Here is a 17,220-nt window from a genome sequence, read left to right as displayed (position 1 = left end):
GGCGTTTTCAGTCGCAAATACTCTCGCATCAAGCAGGAATCTGTTGGTAACATCCGTCCAGGAGATACAAATGACAGCGCGCAAAGTACGACGCTGCCGACAAGGAAACATCATGGGCGATGGTCTGTCCGATATTGAATTGCTGGTCACCAAGCTGGACCTGGAACAAAAACGGGTCCAACTGCAGGAAAGAGACCGGCATGTTCAGCCACATGGCAGCATGGAATTGCGTGCTGTTCATTTGCTGATTGAAAAGCTCCGGCTGGAAAAAATGCGGGACACGCTGAAAAAACGCCGTGCGTTTGAGCAAGGTCGCCAACCCGGCAGAGTCGGCTTCATCAGGGCGTTATAGTCCCGACAGTTCTGTTGTAATTTCTGCCCGCCTGTGCAATCAGGCGAGCAATCACTGGCCTCACTCAGGAAGACATCCTGGCGAGGCCATCGTTTTGTCTGCCGCCATGTTTGTTGTCTCAAAAATCCTCTCATTTGCCACCCAGCCCTTGTCGTGGGTGGTCGCCCTGTTGCTGCTCGGGCTGCTTTGCATGCCCCGGCGGCGCAAATGGGGGCTGCGGCTGTGCTGGGCGGCCCTGGGTGTTCTGCTGTTACAGGGCTGGCAACCACTGCCCGATGCGCTGATGCGCCACCTGGAAGCCCAGTACCCGGGCCCGGGGCCAGCAGGCAACCTGCAACCCTATGCCGGCGTAGTGCTGCTGGGCGGGGCACTGGAGTCCGGTCTTATATGGCAAGCGCATGGCCAGATAGCCCTGAACAGTGCCGCCGAACGCATGACGGTGCCGATTGCGCTGCTGCGCCAGTACCCGCACTTGCGCGTGTTGTTCACCGGTGGCCAGGGCGAATTGTTTGCAACCGGCCTCTCGGAGGCCGAGCGCGCCAAACTCTTCTTTGACAGCATGGGAGTCCCCCCACAACGGGTGATGTACGAGTCAGCTTCCCATACCACCTACGAGAACGCCATTCTCAGTGCCAAGGTGCCGGGTGTTGATCCGACCCAGCGCTGGTTGCTGCTGACCTCTGCCTTTCACATGCCACGCGCCATGGCCCAATTTCGGAAAGCCGGATGGAACGTAACACCTTATCCAGTTGACTACAGGACCGGCAAAGAAACACCTTGGAACAACTATTCACTCGAGCTCGGAGCGCAGAAATGGCACCTGGTTCTGCACGAGCTGGCGGGCCTGCTGGCCTACCGGCTTGCCGGGCGGGCATAGGCTGGGTACTGCGATAATTCCACGCTCAATCCCTGGCACCAAAATCAAATGTCCTGCCCCCCCGCCGAGCTCAGGAAAAAGAGCGCCGAGCTTCAGCTCAAATGGAACAGCTACAGCGCATCCCCGGGCATCGAGTCCTTCGTCGAATTCGCCGTCTGCCTTTCAAGCTTCTCCGAATTCCTGAACGCCAAGGGTTTGTCGGGCCTGCACCAGCTGTCACACAGCCTGGAGCAACAAGCGCTTTCCCTGTTTGAGGAAGCCGACAAAAAACAGATTCCACAGAACGTTCTGGACGATCTGCACAGCCAGGTTGAGGGCCTGTCCGGGCGTGTGAACCGGTTCATTGACAACAACAGCCGCACGGTCGCCCATCGACGGGCACACAACGAAACCGGCATCACGGCAGAACTGACCCCGACCCACACCATCTGGCTGGTCGGTCAGTTGTCCGTGCACTGGCGCACCCTGATGACCCAGCTTGAATACTTCAGCATCAGGGCCGAAGTTTTTCCTTGGGAAAGTGTCCCCGCCGAGGCCGAGGAACCTGCCATCCTGCTGCTGGACATGCAGGGCATGGCCATGGACGAGGCATGCCAGCATATCCAGGCCCTGCGCTCCCGCTTTTCAGCAAGCAAGCTGATTGCGCAACAGATGCCGGCCGACTTCAACAGCCTGAAGCTGGCACTGGCAGCAGGCTGCGACTTTTGCCTAGTCGAAGCCACGCCGCAAACGGCCATCCTGGCCAAGATCATCGAGTTATGCAGCCAGGAAGAAGACACGCCGTATCGCGTGCTGGTGGTCGAAGACTCGCTCACGGCCAGCAAGTCGATTCAACTGACCCTGAAAAAAAATGGCATCGAGTCATTTGCTGTGACCAGGCCGAACGAGGTCCTGACCGGACTGCGTACTTTTCAGCCGGACCTGATCCTGATGGACATGTACATGCCCGACTGCACCGGCGTGGAAGCCACGCGGGTCATTCGCCAGCATGCCGAATTCCTGTCCACCCCCGTCATTTACCTGTCCGGCGATGGCGATGTTGCCCTGCAGGTGGATGCGCTGCGCCTGGGAGGTGAGCATTTCCTGACCAAGCCGTTCAACCCGGTGTTCCTGAACGCCGTAGTGAAAAGCAAAATCGAGCGCTACCGGGCGCTGCGCCGCTCCATGCAGCACGACAGCCTCACGGGGCTGCTCAACCACGGCGCCTGCAAGGAGAAGCTGGCGGCGGCGGTCAGCACGGCGGGTACCGACGCGGGGCGGCTGGCGGTGGCAATGATCGACATCGATCACTTCAAAAAGATCAATGATGAATACGGCCACCCCATGGGCGACCAGGTGATTCGAAGCCTGGCCTGGCTGCTCAAGCAACGCCTGCGCAAGACCGACCTGGTGGGGCGCTATGGCGGCGAGGAATTTCTGGTCATCCTGCCGGATACGGATGCTGAGCAGGCCTTTGAGATTCTGGACCGCATTCGTCGCGATTTCAGTCAGATCAAGTACCCGTTCAAGGACAGCTGGTTTGACGTGACTTTTTCAGCCGGTGTGTCGGTGTTCCCGTCTACCGCCAGTGCGGAGATGCTGATCAAGGACGCGGATGAAGCACTCTACGACGCCAAGCACGGTGGGCGCAATTGCGTGATCACCTGCAATTGAATCAGGCCTGCGGCTGAAGCGGCGAGGCGGTGGCCAGCACCTTGTCAATGCGCTTGCCATCCAGGTCAACCACTTCAAACACCCAGCCAGCGCACTCGATGCGCTCGCCGGTCGTCGGCAGGTGACCGGATACCGACATCAGCAGCCCCGCCACCGTGTTGTAGCGCCCCCGGTCTTCCTCAGGCAAGTCGTCCAGGTCCAGGCGGACCTTGAGCTCACCCACCGGCATCAGCCCGTCCAGCAGCCATGAACCATCGTCACGCCGGGTGGCCCAGGCATCGATCTGTGCGCCCGGCTGCAGTTCGCCAGTGATGGCCTCCAGCAGGTCCCGGGGCGTCAGCAGGCCCTGCACCACACCGTATTCATCGACCACCAGGACAAAGCGGCCGGCCTTGGACCGAAATTGCTCCAGCAGCTCCATCCCGCTCAGGGTTTCAGGTACGAACGAAGCCGGCGTGGCATAGGCCTCAATCGCGCCTGGCGTCTCAACGCCGAGTTCCAGCAGTCGGGCAACGCTGATCACCCCCACCACGTCGTCCAGGGAACCACGGCATACCGGGTACCAGGAATGGGCGCCCTTTTCACCGCCACTTCCGGCCTGCATCAAACACTGGGCGACGGTGTTTTTGGCATCGAGCCATTCCACATCGGTGCGTGGCACCATCAGCGAGGTCAACGGCCGGTCATCAAGCTGAAACACGTTCTGCACCATCTGGTGTTCATGCTGCTCGATCAGGCCCGCATCGACCCCCTCCTCCAGACTGGCGGTAATTTCTTCCTCGGTGACGGCCCGCGCCGCCGTGGTGTCAATGCGCAGCAATCTGAGAACCGCAGCGGTCGTGCCTGACAGCAATTTCACAAAAGGCTTGGCGGCGGTGGCCAGCCAGAGCATCGGGCGCGAGACCCAACGGGACACGGACTCGGGGTACAACTGACCAATGCGCTTGGGCACCAGTTCGCCAAAAATGATGGTTGTGAAGGTGATCAGCGTGACCACGATGGCGGTGGCCGAAATGGCAGCAGCCTTATCAGCCACGCCAAACCCACGCAACCAGCCGGCCACCCCTTCGCTGAAAGCCGCCTCGCCCACAATGCCATTGAGCACGCCGATGGAAGTGATACCCACCTGCACCGTCGAGAGAAATTGATTGGGGTTGCCCAGCAGCGTCAGCGCCGCCTGCGCTCCCTTGTCACCCGCTTCCGCCATGGCATTGAGCCGGGCCTTACGGCTTGCGGCCAAGGCCAGTTCCGACATGGCGAACACGCCATTGAGCAGGGTCAGGAAGACAATCAGCAAAAATTCCATGGATCACAAGCGAAAATAAACACCATGGCACTCTACCTTATTGGCGACGTACAAGGCTGCGACAGCGCATTGCAGCGTCTGCTGGACAAAATTTCCTTTTCGGCCAGCCGCGACACACTCTATTTTCTGGGTGATCTGGTCAACCGCGGACCGGACTCTGCCGGCGTGCTGCGCCGTCTGATGGCGATGGGGACGTCGGTGCAATGCGTGCTGGGCAACCACGACCTGAACCTGCTGGCCATTGCGGCAGGGGTGCGCAAGCCCCACCGCAAAGACACATTGAGCGGGATTTTGGATGCACCCGACCGCCAGTCCATGCTGGACTGGTTGAAGCACCAGCGCATGGCGATCCTGGAAAACATCGACGGGCATGAAGTATTGATGGTCCATGCCGGCGTGCTGCCTGCGTGGTCGGCCGTTCAAACCATAGCGCTTGCGCGCGAGGTTGAAACCGTGTTGCGCGGTCCGTCGCTGGGCGAGTTCCTGCACGACATGTATGGCGACGAACCGACTTTCTGGAGCGACGCACTGGCCGGCAACGCCCGGTTGCGCGTGATCGTGAACGCCCTCACACGGCTGCGGTTTTGCGATGCACAGGGACAGATGGAGTTCATCACCAAGGAAGGTGCCGGCGCCACGCCCCCTGGCTACATGCCCTGGTTTGAAGTACCGGGGCGTCAAACCGCCAGTGTCACCGTGGCGTTTGGGCATTGGTCAACCTTGGGATGGCTTGACCGCAGCGACGTGCTGTCGCTGGACACCGGCTGCGTCTGGGGGGGCTGCCTCAGCGCGGTGCGCCTGCAGGGACAAGGGGGAGGGAAGACGCCCGCGCAGGAGCTGATTCAGGTGGAGTGCGAGCAGGCCCAAAAACCTGGATGAAAAGACTCGATCCGGCAGGTCCCGGCAAAACGCCGAGTCGATCTCACCGGGCCAGTGCGGTCACTCGGATTTAAACAAAGCCGCCACGCGGCGCTTGGGCTTGATGTTGGCGGAAATGCTGCGCGCACCGTGCTTGGTGGCCGTGGCTTCCCAGGATGGCGCTGTTTCAGCCACAGGTGCCGCCTCGTAAGGCTTGTCAAAAAACGGGTCACGTGGTGCTGGCGCCGGACGTGAAAAATCACGGCGTGGCGGACGGTCTTGCCGGGCAAACTGCCCTTCATGGGCTACGTCATGCATGGGTCCCGTGCGGTGACGCCCCTGGCGGGAATCGTCCTGCGCGCCTTCAGCGTACATGCGACGGCCGTCGTTGATGCGACCCTGCTTGCGGATGTCTGGCTGGTCTTCTTCAAACTCCACCGCTTCCAGCTCGATCTTGGTCTTGATGAGCTTTTCAATGTCGCCCACCAGCCGCGCGTCGCTCTTGGACACAAACGTGACCGCCAGACCTGCGGCACCCGCGCGACCGGTGCGGCCAATGCGGTGCACGTAGTCTTCGGCATTGAAGGGCACGTCAAAGTTGAACACCGCCGGCACATCCTTGATGTCCAGGCCGCGCGCGGCCACGTCGGTACACACCAGCAAATCCACCTCGCCTTTTTTGAACGCGTCGAGCGCCTTGAGGCGCTCGTCCTGGCTCTTGTCGCCATGCAGGGCCGTGGTTTTGAGGCCTTCACGCTCCAGCGAACGAGCCAAGCGGGCACAGCCCAACTTGCTGTTCACAAACACAAAAGCCTGCTTCATGCCGCGCTGTTTCAGAATCTGGTGCAGTGCATGACGCTTGTCGTCGTCGCCCACACTGTAGAAGTGCTGCTCCACAGTAGAGGCCGTGGCATTGGAGCGCGCCACCTCAATCGTCACCGGGTCTTGCAGGTAGCTGCTGGCCAGACGCTTGATCTCGGGCGAGAACGTGGCCGAGAACAACAGCGTAGTGCGCTGCTTGGGCAGGTAGCTCAGGATGCGCTGCAAATCGGGCAGGAAACCGATGTCCAGCATGCGGTCGGCTTCGTCCAGCACCACATACTCCACCTGATTGAGTACCGCATTCTTGGCTTCGATATGGTCCAGCAGACGTCCGGGTGTAGCCACCAGAATTTCAACGCCTTTTTTCAGCTCGATGGTCTGGGGCTTCATGTCCATGCCGCCAAACACCACCGTGCTGCGCAACTGCGTGTGCTTGGCATAGGACTTGATGGCCTGCGCCACCTGGTCAGCCAGTTCCCGGGTGGGCAACAGTACCAACGCCCGCACCGGATGGCGTGCGGGAGAAGTAGAACTGTTCTCGTGCTTGAGCATGCGTTGCAGCAAGGGCAGCGAGAAAGCCGCCGTCTTGCCGGTGCCGGTCTGGGCGGCGCCCATGACATCGCGGCCCTGCAACACGACCGGAATCGCCTGCGCCTGGATGGGCGTCATGGACTCGTAGCCCATGTCGGCCACGGCACGGGCCAAGGGTGCGGCCAGTTGCAACTGGGCAAAGGCCATTGGCAAGGTCTCAGGGGTCAGATCAGTGCTCTGATCAGAATTCAAATCGGTCATTCAAGCCCACGGTCAAATGCTATCCATTCGATAGCTGATTGCGCCCCAAGGACTGGGGCAAACCCCTATTATCCCTCATATATCACAATTGGCGGGCAGAAAACGTGTCGCAGCCCTTGACCTTGCCATTTTTTAGCCCGGCATCGAACCAACGCTGACGTTGCGCGCTGGTGCCATGGGTGAAGCTTTCGGGCACCACGGACCCTCCAGCGGACTTCTGCAACGCATCGTCGCCAATCCTGGCTGCCGCGTTCATGGCCTCCTCCACATCGCCCTGCTCCAGCAATTGCCGCGCTGCTTGCGCATGATGAGCCCACACACCGGCAAAGCAGTCGGCCTGCAACTCAAGTCGCACACTCAGGGCGTTGTACTCAGACGAGCTGACGCGCCCCCGCATCTGCTCCATCTTGGCGCTGATACCCAGCAGGTTTTGTACATGGTGACCCACCTCGTGGGCAATCACATAGGCCTGGGCAAAGTCGCCCGGTGCCCCGAGCCGGTTCTTCAGCGTTTCGTAAAAACCCAGGTCGATGTAAACCTTTTGATCACCGGGGCAATAAAACGGACCCATCGCCGCCTGGCCTTGTCCACAAGACGTGGGCGTTGAACCCCTGAACAGGACCAGCTTGGGCTCTTTGTAGGTGGCGCCGGCCTTGCTGAAGACGTCTGTCCAGACATCCTCCGTGTCTGCCAGCACGGTAGACACAAACTTGGCCATGCGATCATCCGCCGGAGGTTTGTGCGCCGTCACCTGCTGGGTTTGCGGCGCCGGGCTGCCGCCACTGAGCAGGCTGAGCACCGTCATCGGGTTGACACCCAGAAAGTAGGATGCCACCAGCGCAATGACGATCGACCCGATCCCAATGCCTCGCCCGCCAAAGCCCCCACCACCCGATGGACCGCCGTCATCCCGACGGTCTTCCACATTGTCCGACTCGCGATTGCCTTCCCATTTCATGGCGCTACTCCTGGTGAGCCGTTCTGCCGCCAACTGAATGTGCGGTAAATTGGGCTGATGTTACAGCCCGCACACCCGATGATGAACCCATTGCTCGATCCTGATGCCACCGCCGCGCTATTGCCCTACCCGGCTTTGGCCGAAGAAATTGCCAGTGTGCTGCAAGACGATGCGGTGCAGGTACCGCCCCGGCTGGTGCAGGCACTGCCCGGGGGTGGCAGTCTGTTTGTCATGCCGGCGCTGGACCGCCGGATTGCCATCACCAAGCTGATCACCTTCACCCCAGCGAACGCCGGCAGCGGCCGCGCCACCATTCAGGGCGACGTGGTGGTGTTTGACATTGCCACCGGGCAGCGTCATCTGATACTGGATGGCCCCACCGTGACTGCACGGCGTACCGCTGCCGTGTCGCTGCTGGCCGCCCAGCGGCTGGCACCCAACCGCGAGGGTCCGCTTCTGATTGTGGGCGCCGGCGCGCAGGGCAAAGCCCATCTGGACGCGTTTGCGCAGGGCCTGGGACTGAAGGAGGTGATGATTGCCTCGCGTAGCGAGGCCAGTGCGCGCCTGCTGATGGAACATGCCAAGAGCCTGGGTGTGAAGGCGACTCTTGTGTCCGACCCGGACGACGCACTCGCCTACTGTCCGCTGGTCGTCACCTGCACACCAGCCCAGGCGGTGGTGCTGCGCAAGCTGCCCAGGGCAGACACTTTCCTGGCCGCTGTGGGCGCGTTCACCCCGAGCATGGTGGAGCTCAGTCCCTCGTTCTGCCAGCACTTTGCCGCCCATGGCACTGTGATCGTGGACACAGCCGACGCGTGCCATGAAGCCGGTGACCTGCTGCAGGCGGGCCTTCCGGTGAGCGATTTCGACACGCTGCGTGCGGTGCTGCGCTCTGCGCCAGTCCCGAGCAAGGGACCTGTTCTTTTCAAAAGTTGCGGCTGGGCGGGGTGGGATCTGGCGGCGGCGCGAACGGCCCTGCGGATCGCAAAACCCTCACGGGCGTGACATCGCCGACCCGGCGAGCCAGTTCTACCCAGGCTTGCGACGACTCTGCAGATAGCTTTGCGCGCTGTCGCGGCACTCGGCATCTGTCAGGGCCTGCAGCAACATGGCAGCATCGCCTTCGGCGTCAGTCGTACTCGTCAAACTCTCGCTGGCGCGTGCCACACGGGTCTTGGTCATCTGCAGCAGCAAGGCAGGACGCGCGGCAAGCTGCTGGGCAACAGCGAGCGCTTCTCCCGCCAGCCCATCTGCAGCCACTACACGGTTGACGAAACGCCACGCCAACGCTTCTGCCGCGCCAAAGGGCCGGCAGGTCAGCACCAGTTCACGCGTCAACGCCGGGCCGAGTTCACGCACCAGACGCGGGATACCACCCCAGGCCAACGGAATACCCAGATCAACTTCGGGAATGGAAAACACGGCGTCCATGGCGGCGTAGCGCAGGTCACAGGCAAGCGCCAGCAACAGCCCGCCCCCAACCACGTGACCTTGCAACGCACACACGGTGACAGCCCGCATGCCTTCAATCGCCTCCAGCACCTGGCGACCCTGATCGGCCTGCGCATGCGGTGAGGCATCACTGGCGGCGCTGCCAAACGCTGTCAGATCAAAGCCGGCGCAAAATGCCCGGCCCTCGCCCTGCAGCAGCACCACTTTCACCTCAGGCTGCGCATCGAACCAGTGCGCCGCTGCGATCAACTCGGACAGGGTCTGCGGCGACAACGCGTTCAAACGCTGAGGGCGGGACAGGGTGAGCCTGCCCAGAGCACCTTGTATCTGCACCTTCAGGCAACTTGGCGCAAAGTCAGCGGGCATCGTCATATCAAGCCATAAACAAGAATCAGGCCTTGGGCAGGGTCACCCCACGCTGGCCCTGGTACTTGCCGCCCCGGTCCTTGTAGGAGGTTTCACACACCTCGTCGCTTTCGAAGAACAGCACTTGCGCACAGCCCTCGCCCGCATAAATCTTGGCCGGCAGCGGGGTGGTGTTGCTGAACTCCAGGGTCACATAGCCCTCCCACTCGGGCTCGAACGGGGTGACATTGACGATGATGCCGCAGCGCGCATAAGTACTCTTGCCCAGACAGATGGTCAGCACATTGCGCGGAATGCGGAAGTACTCCATGGTGCGGGCCAGAGCAAAGCTGTTGGGCGGGATGATGCAACTGTCGCCATGAAAATCCACAAAGCTTTTCTCGTCAAAGTTCTTCGGGTCCACCACCGTGCTGTGGATGTTGGTGAACACCTTGAACTCGGGCGCACAGCGGATGTCGTAGCCGTAACTGCTGGTGCCGTAGCTGATGATCTTGTTGCCATCGCGCTCGCGAATCTGGCCGGGCTCGAAGGGCTCGATCATGCCGGTGGACTCGGCCATGCGGCGAATCCATTTGTCACTTTTGATAGTCATGGGAAGGTGGCTCCTGAGTTGGGCCGATTGTAAACTTGAAAGCGCTATCTATTTAGTAGCTTATGAGGTAATATCGACAAGGGCCAGAGCCTTAAAAGGCTTGAGAAATCACAGTTTTTTCAACCAGCCGGTCATCGCCCAGCACAATCATCGCAAACAGCAGTTCGTCAAGGCTGGCTGCACGTGCGGTGCGCCGCGCGAGCAAGGGCGTGGCCTGCGGATTGAGCACAACAAAATCGGCCTCGCAACCCGGCTGAAGATTGCCCACGGCCGGTCGGCCCAGCGCTCCATCCAGGCCAAGTGAGCGCGCCGCACCCGCCGTATGCTGCCACCAAAGTTGCTGCGGCGACAGCGAGACACCAGCTTTGGTTTGCCCCTCCCGCCCCACGCAGTACGCTGCCCGCATGGTGTGAAACGGGCTGAAACTCGTACCCGCCCCCACGTCGCTGCCCAGACCGTATTTGAAACCCGCGCGATCAGCCGCCACATAGTCAAAAAAGCCGCTACCCAGAAACAGGTTGCTGCCGGGACACACCGCCGCTGCGGCACCCGTGTCGCGCATCAGGGCCCGGTCAGCGTCGTCCAAATGGATGCAGTGGGCGTAGATGGCGCGTTCGCGCATCAGCCCAAAGTCTGCGTAGGTGGCCAGGTAGCTGCGTGACTGGGGAAACAGCTCGCGGGCCCACCGGACCTCGTCCTTGTTCTCGGCCACATGCGATTGAATCCACACATCAGGGTATCTGGCGGCCAGTTCGCCGGCGCCGCGCAACTGTGCAGGACTGCAGCTCGGTGCAAACCTCGGCGTGATCGCGTAACCCAGCCGGCCCCTGCCATGCCACTTTTGAATCAGCGCCTCGGTGTCCATCAGGCTTTGCTCGGTGGCATCGCGCACGCCGTCGGGCGAGTGGCGATCCTGCAGACACTTGCCGGTGATCAGGCGCATGCTGGCCGCCTGGGCCTGGCCAAACAAGGCGTTGACCGATTCGGGATGTGAGGTCGCAAAGGTCAGTGCCGTGGTCACGCCATTGCGCAGCAGTTCAGCTATGAAAAACGTAGCTGCCTGCGCGCAGTATTCGGGGGCAGAGAAGCGTTTTTCTTCTGGAAAAGTGTAGTTTTCCAGCCATGGCAGCAAGCCCTCGGCTGGCGACCCCATCACATCGGTCTGGGGATAGTGCACATGCAGGTCCACGAAGCCCGGCGCAATGATGCGACCGGGCAGGTGCTCCGGAACCAGATGCGGGAACGCATCCTTGAGATCCCGGTAGGGGCCCACGGCTTGGACGACCTGCACGCCCGCGGCGTTTGGCCCGACCACCAGCAGTCCATCACGCTCCAGGATTGCCGAATCATGTGGCTCCCGATTGTCGGCAAAACGAAGCACGGCAGCACGGTAGGCTCTCATCCTGCCCTTTGCCCAATCTGCCAGGAATCAGGTGTTGTCATCGATCCACTGGGCATAGGGTGGGTAGATATGTTCAATGGGCAGGGCAAGAATGGCAGGCAATTCATAGGTGTGCAACTCGCGAATGGCGGCCTCAATCGCCGGGTAGCACTCAGCCCTTGTCTTTAGCAAAATGCGGCACTCTCGCTCGTTCTGGAGAGCACCATCCCACACATAAAAGCTTTCGATGTCGGTCAGCTGTGCGCACGCGGCCAGCTTGCGCTCAACCAGGGTTCGCGCCATGGCTTGCGCTTGGGCATGCGTGCCAACCGTGGTGACGACGGCGATATAGGCCATGGGTCAGGACGCCGGCTTGGGCGCAGCGTACGTCACGACGCAGTTGCGACCACTGCGCTTGGCCTCGTAACACGCGCTGTCCGCCGCATGCATCACGGCCGCCATATCGGGAAGGTCCGGGGTCACCGCAGCAATGCCGATGCTTGCGCCGACATTGAAGGCCATGTCCTCATGCACCAGGCGCCAGGCTTCCACGGCGGCCCGCATGTGCTCTGCAAGCTGCTGTGCCCGTTCCTGCGAACAACCCGGCAGCAACACCGCAAACTCGTCACCACCCAGGCGGGCCACAGTATCGCTTTCCCGCACCTGGGATTCCATCAGGCGTGAAATCTGCCGCAGCACTTCATCTCCCACGGCATGACCTGCGGTGTCGTTGATGGCCTTGAAACGGTCCAGATCCACATACAAAACACTGAGGCTGCGGCCATTGAACTGGCTCATGGCCTGGGACAGACGCGACTCAAACTCGCGCCGGTTGGCCAACTGGGTCAGGCTGTCATGTGTGGCCGTCCAGGACAGTCGGTCACGATCGGCCTTGGCACCCGATATATCTTCAACGATCCAGATGGTTCCTCCTCCCGCGTCACCGGCAACCACGCCGCGTGCCAGCATATGGGCCCAGAAAAAACTGCCATCCTTTCGCTGCAACAACTGCTCACCATCAAAATAGCCCTGCGTCCTGAAAGCAAGGGACACCCTGGTGCCAAACTCTTCGTAAGCCTGGTCCGACACCTGGATCAGGCGGGTCGAGCAGCCCAGAAGCTCACCTTCGGCATACCCCAGGGTACGACAGAGGTGCTGCCCCAGCAACTCCAGATGCCCGTTGCGGGTGATGGCGATGCCTACGGAGGCGTGGTCCAGAATCGCTCGCAGCTGGTCCACCATGGCCAGCTGGGACCGCGTCTGCTTTTCATGCAGCAAAGCCACATCCCGAAGCAGGGTGACCAGTTCGCCAAGTTCACCCTGTGCGTCGGGCCAGCCCTGCGCTGCAGGCGTGCCGCCCTGCAATTGCTCTTTAACCCGTCCTTGCAACAGGCTGATGATGCGGGAATCCATGACGGACGAGTCTAGCAGTGTCCTCCTTAAACACCTGCCAGCGAGCGAAGACCTCCGGGATCAATCAGGTTCAACATGCGACCGGTACCACTGATCAGGCTGCGCTCGCGCAAATGGCGCAGCACGCGGGACAGCGTCTCCGGCGCAATGCCCAACTGTGCGGCAATGGTTCGCTTGCGCTGTTGCAACAAGACCGCCATCACTCCTTTGTCCCCGGTTTGGGCATGCCTGAGCAACCACTCGGCACAACGGGCCTCGGCATCCTTGGCGAGCCGGCTGACGGTCAACTCGGTTTGCTGGCGATGCGCCATGGCCACATCATGCAAAACAAGTTGGGCAGAAGCAGGCATCTCGGACAGCGAACGGCGAAACTCGGCCACGGGCACTTGCCGCACGCAGACTTCGGTCTCGGCGATCGCATCCACCACATGGGGCAGGTTGAGAACCGCCGAGGTAGCCTCCAGCCAGCAGGGACCTTCCACCACGCCGAGTTGATGCTCCATGGCGCCGCCGTCCAGCACACCCAGGGCAACACGCCCCGACTCGATGTAACTGACCCAGGGCGAAGCTACAGCGCGTTGGAGCAAGGGCACTCCCCGGGCAACAACGTGCCGTTCAGCCGAGGGATCAAGGGTTTGGGCGGACAACATAGGCCCGACTGTGCCGCGCCCGGCGCACCCTGACCTTGAGCGAAATCAAACAAAAGTGAGGAAAGGCCTTACAACACCAGCACAGCCCGAAAATCATTGACATTGGTGAACGTGGGGCCGGTGATGACCAGATCGCCCAGACGCTCAAAATAGCTGTAGGCATCATTGCGGTCCAGGTAGGCGTCGATTTTCATTCCGGCCGCCAGTGCCCGGGCCAGGGTGCTGGGCTCGACCCAAGCGCCCGCATTGTCCTCGACGCCGTCAATTCCGTCGGTATCGGCAGCCAGCGCGTAAACATCCGGCTGACCTTGCAAGGCCTGCGCCAGCCCCAGACAAAATTCCCCGGCTCGTCCGCCCCTGCCACGGGGTGCTCCCGCTGTCTGGGGACGCACGGTCACGGTGGTTTCCCCGCCACTCAGGATCACGCAGGGGCGTTGAAACGGCTGCCCCTTGTGGGCCACTGCACGCGCCAGCGCCGCGTGCACTTTGCCTACCTCGCGTGACTCACCTTCCATCTCGTCGCTCAGGATGTAGGCAGCCAGACCTGCCGCACGCGCCGCCTGCGCTGCGGCCTCCAGCGACTGCTGAGGCGTGGCGATCAGGTGGACCTGCGCATCCGCCAGGGCGCCATCCCCGGGCTTGGGTGTCTCCAGATCGCCATTGACAAGCAAATCAGTCACCCCCTCCGGCAAATCAATGTTGTAGCGCTTCAAAATTGATAGCGCATCAGCACAGCTTGTCGTATCAGCCACCGTCGGCCCGCTGGCGATGACGGCGGGGTCGTCGCCAGGCACATCGCTGATGGCCAGTGTCACCACCCGTGCCGGCGCACAGGCCTGGGCCAGACGCCCACCCTTGATACGCGAGAGGTGCTTGCGCACGCAGTTCATCTCGGAAATATTGGCGCCACTGTTCAGCAGTGCCTTGTTGATCGCCTGCTTGTCGGTCAGTGTCAGGCCTTCGCACGGCAAGGTAAGCAGAGCCGAACCGCCGCCCGATATGAGACAAAGCACCAGATCGTCCCGCGTCAATCCCTGTGTCAAGGTGAGCATGCGCTGGGCGGCCGCCATGCCGGCGGCATCAGGCACCGGATGGGCCGCCTCGACCACTTCAATGCGTTGTAAAAGCCCGGGCGGACGTGGCGGTATATGGCGATAACGCGTGACCACAAGTCCCTCCAGCGGGGCATCCTGCGGCCAAAGGGCTTCGACCGCCTGCGCCATGGCGCCACCCGCCTTGCCAGCGCCCAGCACCAGGGTTCGACCCCGGGGTGGCATGGGCAGACAGGCTGCGGTATTGTGCAGCGGCAGCGCGCGTTGCACCGCTGTACGGTAGAGGTATTCCAGAAACTCGCGCGGCTGGGTGGCGGGAACAGGGACGGGGGTGATTGTGCTCATGAATGGATCTCCACCCCGAATTGTGACGGCTATTCTGTGCCGACCGTCCACCCCCATCCTTCCCGCCGTCTCGCCTTCTAGGCCCCCATGCGCCGGGCCAGTGCCCATGCCTGCTCGGCCAGGGGGCGAGCCGACTTGCCGGCTTCGAGTGCAGCGGCGTTGGAAGCATTGCCCTGCAAGGCGCGCGCCATAATGCCTTGCGAAATGCTGGCGGCGCGAAACAGGTTGAACACCATGTAGTAGGTCCAGTCTGCATCGCTGACGGCTTGCACATCGGCGCGGCCAATCCGCTTCAGGTAGGTCTGCAGGTACTGCTGCTCGGTAGGAATGCCCAAAGCGGGCAGGTCAAGATCGGCCAGACCCCGGGAGCCAGCGCTGTTGATGTGCCAGGTCATGCAGTGGTAGGCAAAATCCACCAGCGGATGGCCCAGCGTGGAAAGTTCCCAGTCCAGCACCGCCAGAATCCGCGGCTCGGTGGGATGAAATATCACGTTGTCCAGACGGTAGTCGCCATGCACAATGGCCACCTGCTCCCCGGCCGGAATGTGCTGGGGCAACCATGCCATCAACTGGTTGGCTGCGTCCACTGTTTCGGTTTCCGCTGCGCGGTACTGCTTGCTCCAGCGTCCCACCTGGCGTTCGATGTAGTTGCCGGGTTTGCCATAGTCACCCAAGCCCACCGCCTGCGGATCAACGCGGTGCAGCGCGGCCATAACGCGGTTGAGCTCATCAAAATGCGCGGCTCGCTGCACAGGTGTCATGCCCGGCAGGCTAGGGTCCCACAGGATCCGCCCCTCCACGCACTCCATGATGTAGAAGGCCGTGCCGATGACCTCAGGGTCCCCGCACAAGGCATACACCCGGGGCACCGGCACATCGGTACCCGCCAGTGCCTGCATGACGCGAAACTCGCGGTCCACGGCATGGGCCGACGGCAGCAGCACGCCGGACGGCTTGCGCCGCAGCACATAGTTTTTCCCGCCAGCGCTCAGCTTGAAGGTGGGGTTGGACTGCCCCCCCTTGAAGCGCTCCAGCTGCAATTCACCCCCATAGCCCTGCACATGCGCTTGCATGAACTGGTCAAGGCGGGTCAGGTCGAATGCATGTTGCGCTGCAAGCGCCTGCGTGCCCGTGAGGCGCTCGGAAGAGTCGGTCATCGGGTGGCTCAGCAGACTTCGAACAAACCGGCCGCGCCCTGGCCACCCCCAATGCACATGGTCACGACCACGTACTTGGCGCCGCGGCGCTTGCCTTCGATCAGGGCGTGGCCTGTCAGACGCGAGCCGCTCACGCCATAGGGATGACCCACAGCGATGGCACCGCCGTTGACATTGAGCAACTCGTCCGGAATGCCCAGCTTGTCACGGCTGTAGATGACCTGGCAGGCAAAAGCTTCGTTCAGCTCCCACAGGCCAATGTCGCTCACCTTCAGGCCGGCACGCTCCAGCAGGCGAGGGATTGCATACACGGGGCCAATGCCCATTTCATCCGGCTCACAGCCCGCGACTGCAAAGCCGCGGAAGATGCCCAGGGGCTGGATGCCGCGCTTTTCGGCCAGTGTGGCATTCATCAGCACGCAGGCCGATGCACCATCGGAAAACTGGCTGGCATTGCCTGCCGTCACCACGCCGCCAGGCAGTGCCGAGCGAATTTTAGAGACGCCCTCGATGGTGGTGTCGGTGCGAATACCCTCGTCCGCCGAAATCGTGACTTCCTTGCGGGTGATGTAACCGGTGTTCTTGTCCACAACCCCCATCACGGTCGTCATGGGCACAATTTCGGCGTCGAATTTGCCCGCAGCGGCTGCAGCGGCTGCACGCACCTGGCTGCGCACGCCATATTCATCCTGCGCGGCCTTGGAGATGTTGTAGCGCTTGGCGACGGTCTCGGCGGTCTGCAGCATGGTCCAGTAAATCTCCGGCTTGTGTTCCAGCAGCCAGGGGTCGGCCCGCATGTGGCGGTTGACCTCGTTTTGCACACAGGAGATGGATTCAACGCCGCCGGCCACCATCACGGGCACCTTGTCCACGATGATGCGCTGGGCAGCCATGGCAATCGCCTGCAGACCGGATGAACAGAAACGGTTGATGGTGACACCCGCCGTGGTCACCGGCAAGCCGGCACGCAAGGCCGCCGTACGGGCAACATTGCCGCCGGTGGTGCCTTCGGACAGGGAGCCGCCGAGGATGCAATCCTCGACTTCGGCCGGATCAACACCGGCACGCTTGACGGCGTGCTCGATGGCGTGGCCGCCCAGGGTGGCCCCGTAAGTCATGTTGAATGCGCCCTTCCAGCTCTTGGCCAGACCGGTGCGCGCGGTGGAGACGATTACTGCATCAGTCACGTTGAAT

General features: G+C 61.7%; 17 protein-coding genes. 5 read left to right on the top strand and 12 right to left on the bottom strand.

The genetic code is table 11. The annotated features are described in order from the left end of the window. Positions 1 to 70: 70 nt before the first annotated feature. The 3 genes from IV109_RS03760 (at position 71) to IV109_RS03750 (ending at position 2,882) form a co-directional block, all read left to right on the top strand. Positions 71 to 352 (top strand): hypothetical protein, encoded by a 282-nt coding sequence (locus IV109_RS03760; RefSeq protein ID WP_296692317.1) that lies wholly within the window; start codon positions 71 to 73, stop codon positions 350 to 352. A gap of 106 nt (positions 353 to 458) precedes the next feature. Next, positions 459 to 1,229 (top strand): YdcF family protein, encoded by a 771-nt coding sequence (locus IV109_RS03755; protein WP_296692315.1) that lies wholly within the window; start codon positions 459 to 461, stop codon positions 1,227 to 1,229. A 48-nt stretch (positions 1,230 to 1,277) separates the two neighbouring features. Continuing rightward, a complete protein-coding gene (locus IV109_RS03750; RefSeq protein WP_296692312.1) occupies positions 1,278 to 2,882 on the top strand; it encodes a diguanylate cyclase in 1,605 nt (534 codons plus the stop codon). A gap of 1 nt (position 2,883) precedes the next feature. Here the strand turns inward: IV109_RS03750 and IV109_RS03745 are convergent, their stop codons facing one another. Continuing rightward, complete coding sequence (locus IV109_RS03745; protein WP_296692309.1) at positions 2,884 to 4,188, bottom strand: hemolysin family protein; 1,305 nt, start codon at positions 4,186 to 4,188, stop codon at positions 2,884 to 2,886. Positions 4,189 to 4,212: 24 nt separating this feature from the next. On the opposite strand from IV109_RS03745, the gene IV109_RS03740 reads away from it, so the two are divergent. After that, complete coding sequence (locus IV109_RS03740) at positions 4,213 to 5,067, top strand: symmetrical bis(5'-nucleosyl)-tetraphosphatase (protein ID WP_296692306.1); 855 nt, start codon at positions 4,213 to 4,215, stop codon at positions 5,065 to 5,067. 60 nt (positions 5,068 to 5,127) lie between these two features. Here IV109_RS03740 and IV109_RS03735 read toward each other — a convergent pair whose 3' ends face one another. Both IV109_RS03735 and IV109_RS03730 read right to left on the bottom strand, forming a co-directional pair. Further along, positions 5,128 to 6,612 carry a DEAD/DEAH box helicase gene (locus IV109_RS03735; RefSeq protein ID WP_296692520.1) on the bottom strand — a complete coding sequence of 495 codons (1,485 nt, stop codon included), beginning with the start codon at positions 6,610 to 6,612 and terminating at the stop codon, positions 5,128 to 5,130. 130 nt (positions 6,613 to 6,742) lie between these two features. Beyond that, a complete protein-coding gene (locus IV109_RS03730; RefSeq protein WP_296692302.1) occupies positions 6,743 to 7,618 on the bottom strand; it encodes a neutral zinc metallopeptidase in 876 nt (291 codons plus the stop codon). A gap of 78 nt (positions 7,619 to 7,696) precedes the next feature. Between IV109_RS03730 and IV109_RS03725 the strand changes: the two genes are divergently transcribed. Next, the gene (locus IV109_RS03725) at positions 7,697 to 8,623 is read left to right on the top strand and encodes a delta(1)-pyrroline-2-carboxylate reductase family protein (RefSeq protein ID WP_296692518.1); all 927 of its coding nucleotides are present in this window, start codon (positions 7,697 to 7,699) and stop codon (positions 8,621 to 8,623) included. Between the two features lie 24 nt (positions 8,624 to 8,647). On the opposite strand, the gene IV109_RS03720 is transcribed toward IV109_RS03725, so the two are convergent. The 9 genes from IV109_RS03720 to IV109_RS03680 all read right to left on the bottom strand — a co-directional run bounded on the left by IV109_RS03720 (position 8,648) and on the right by IV109_RS03680 (position 17,213). Continuing rightward, positions 8,648 to 9,442: an enoyl-CoA hydratase/isomerase family protein gene (locus tag IV109_RS03720; protein ID WP_296692299.1), complete on the bottom strand. Its 795-nt coding sequence runs from the start codon at positions 9,440 to 9,442 to the stop codon at positions 8,648 to 8,650. Positions 9,443 to 9,461: 19 nt separating this feature from the next. Next, the gene (gene dcd / locus IV109_RS03715) at positions 9,462 to 10,028 is read right to left on the bottom strand and encodes a dCTP deaminase (RefSeq protein WP_296692297.1); all 567 of its coding nucleotides are present in this window, start codon (positions 10,026 to 10,028) and stop codon (positions 9,462 to 9,464) included. A gap of 91 nt (positions 10,029 to 10,119) precedes the next feature. After that, positions 10,120 to 11,430: a guanine deaminase gene (guaD, locus tag IV109_RS03710; protein ID WP_296692295.1), complete on the bottom strand. Its 1,311-nt coding sequence runs from the start codon at positions 11,428 to 11,430 to the stop codon at positions 10,120 to 10,122. A 27-nt stretch (positions 11,431 to 11,457) separates the two neighbouring features. After that, positions 11,458 to 11,766, bottom strand: a complete 309-nt coding sequence (cutA, locus tag IV109_RS03705; protein ID WP_296692293.1) for a divalent-cation tolerance protein CutA — start codon at positions 11,764 to 11,766, stop codon at positions 11,458 to 11,460. Between the two features lie 3 nt (positions 11,767 to 11,769). Then, on the bottom strand, positions 11,770 to 12,822 hold the full coding sequence (locus IV109_RS03700; protein ID WP_296692290.1) for a sensor domain-containing diguanylate cyclase: 1,053 nt from the start codon (positions 12,820 to 12,822) through the stop codon (positions 11,770 to 11,772). A 26-nt stretch (positions 12,823 to 12,848) separates the two neighbouring features. Beyond that, the gene (locus IV109_RS03695) at positions 12,849 to 13,472 is read right to left on the bottom strand and encodes a Crp/Fnr family transcriptional regulator (protein ID WP_296692288.1); all 624 of its coding nucleotides are present in this window, start codon (positions 13,470 to 13,472) and stop codon (positions 12,849 to 12,851) included. Positions 13,473 to 13,540: 68 nt separating this feature from the next. Next, positions 13,541 to 14,869, bottom strand: coding sequence for a glycerate kinase (locus IV109_RS03690; RefSeq protein ID WP_296692285.1), 1,329 nt, complete (start codon positions 14,867 to 14,869; stop codon positions 13,541 to 13,543). 77 nt (positions 14,870 to 14,946) lie between these two features. After that, positions 14,947 to 16,026 carry a phosphotransferase gene (locus IV109_RS03685; protein ID WP_296692282.1) on the bottom strand — a complete coding sequence of 360 codons (1,080 nt, stop codon included), beginning with the start codon at positions 16,024 to 16,026 and terminating at the stop codon, positions 14,947 to 14,949. An 8-nt stretch (positions 16,027 to 16,034) separates the two neighbouring features. Continuing rightward, positions 16,035 to 17,213 carry an acetyl-CoA C-acyltransferase gene (locus tag IV109_RS03680; protein WP_296692279.1) on the bottom strand — a complete coding sequence of 393 codons (1,179 nt, stop codon included), beginning with the start codon at positions 17,211 to 17,213 and terminating at the stop codon, positions 16,035 to 16,037. Between the last annotated feature and the right edge of the window lie 7 nt (positions 17,214 to 17,220).

It is taken from the genome of Rhodoferax sp. (assembly GCF_018780565.1).
In the GTDB taxonomy this organism is placed as follows: domain Bacteria; phylum Pseudomonadota; class Gammaproteobacteria; order Burkholderiales; family Burkholderiaceae_C; genus Rhodoferax.
Note: the sequence above shows the minus strand (reverse complement) of the source record. Positions and strands in the feature narration are given on the sequence as shown.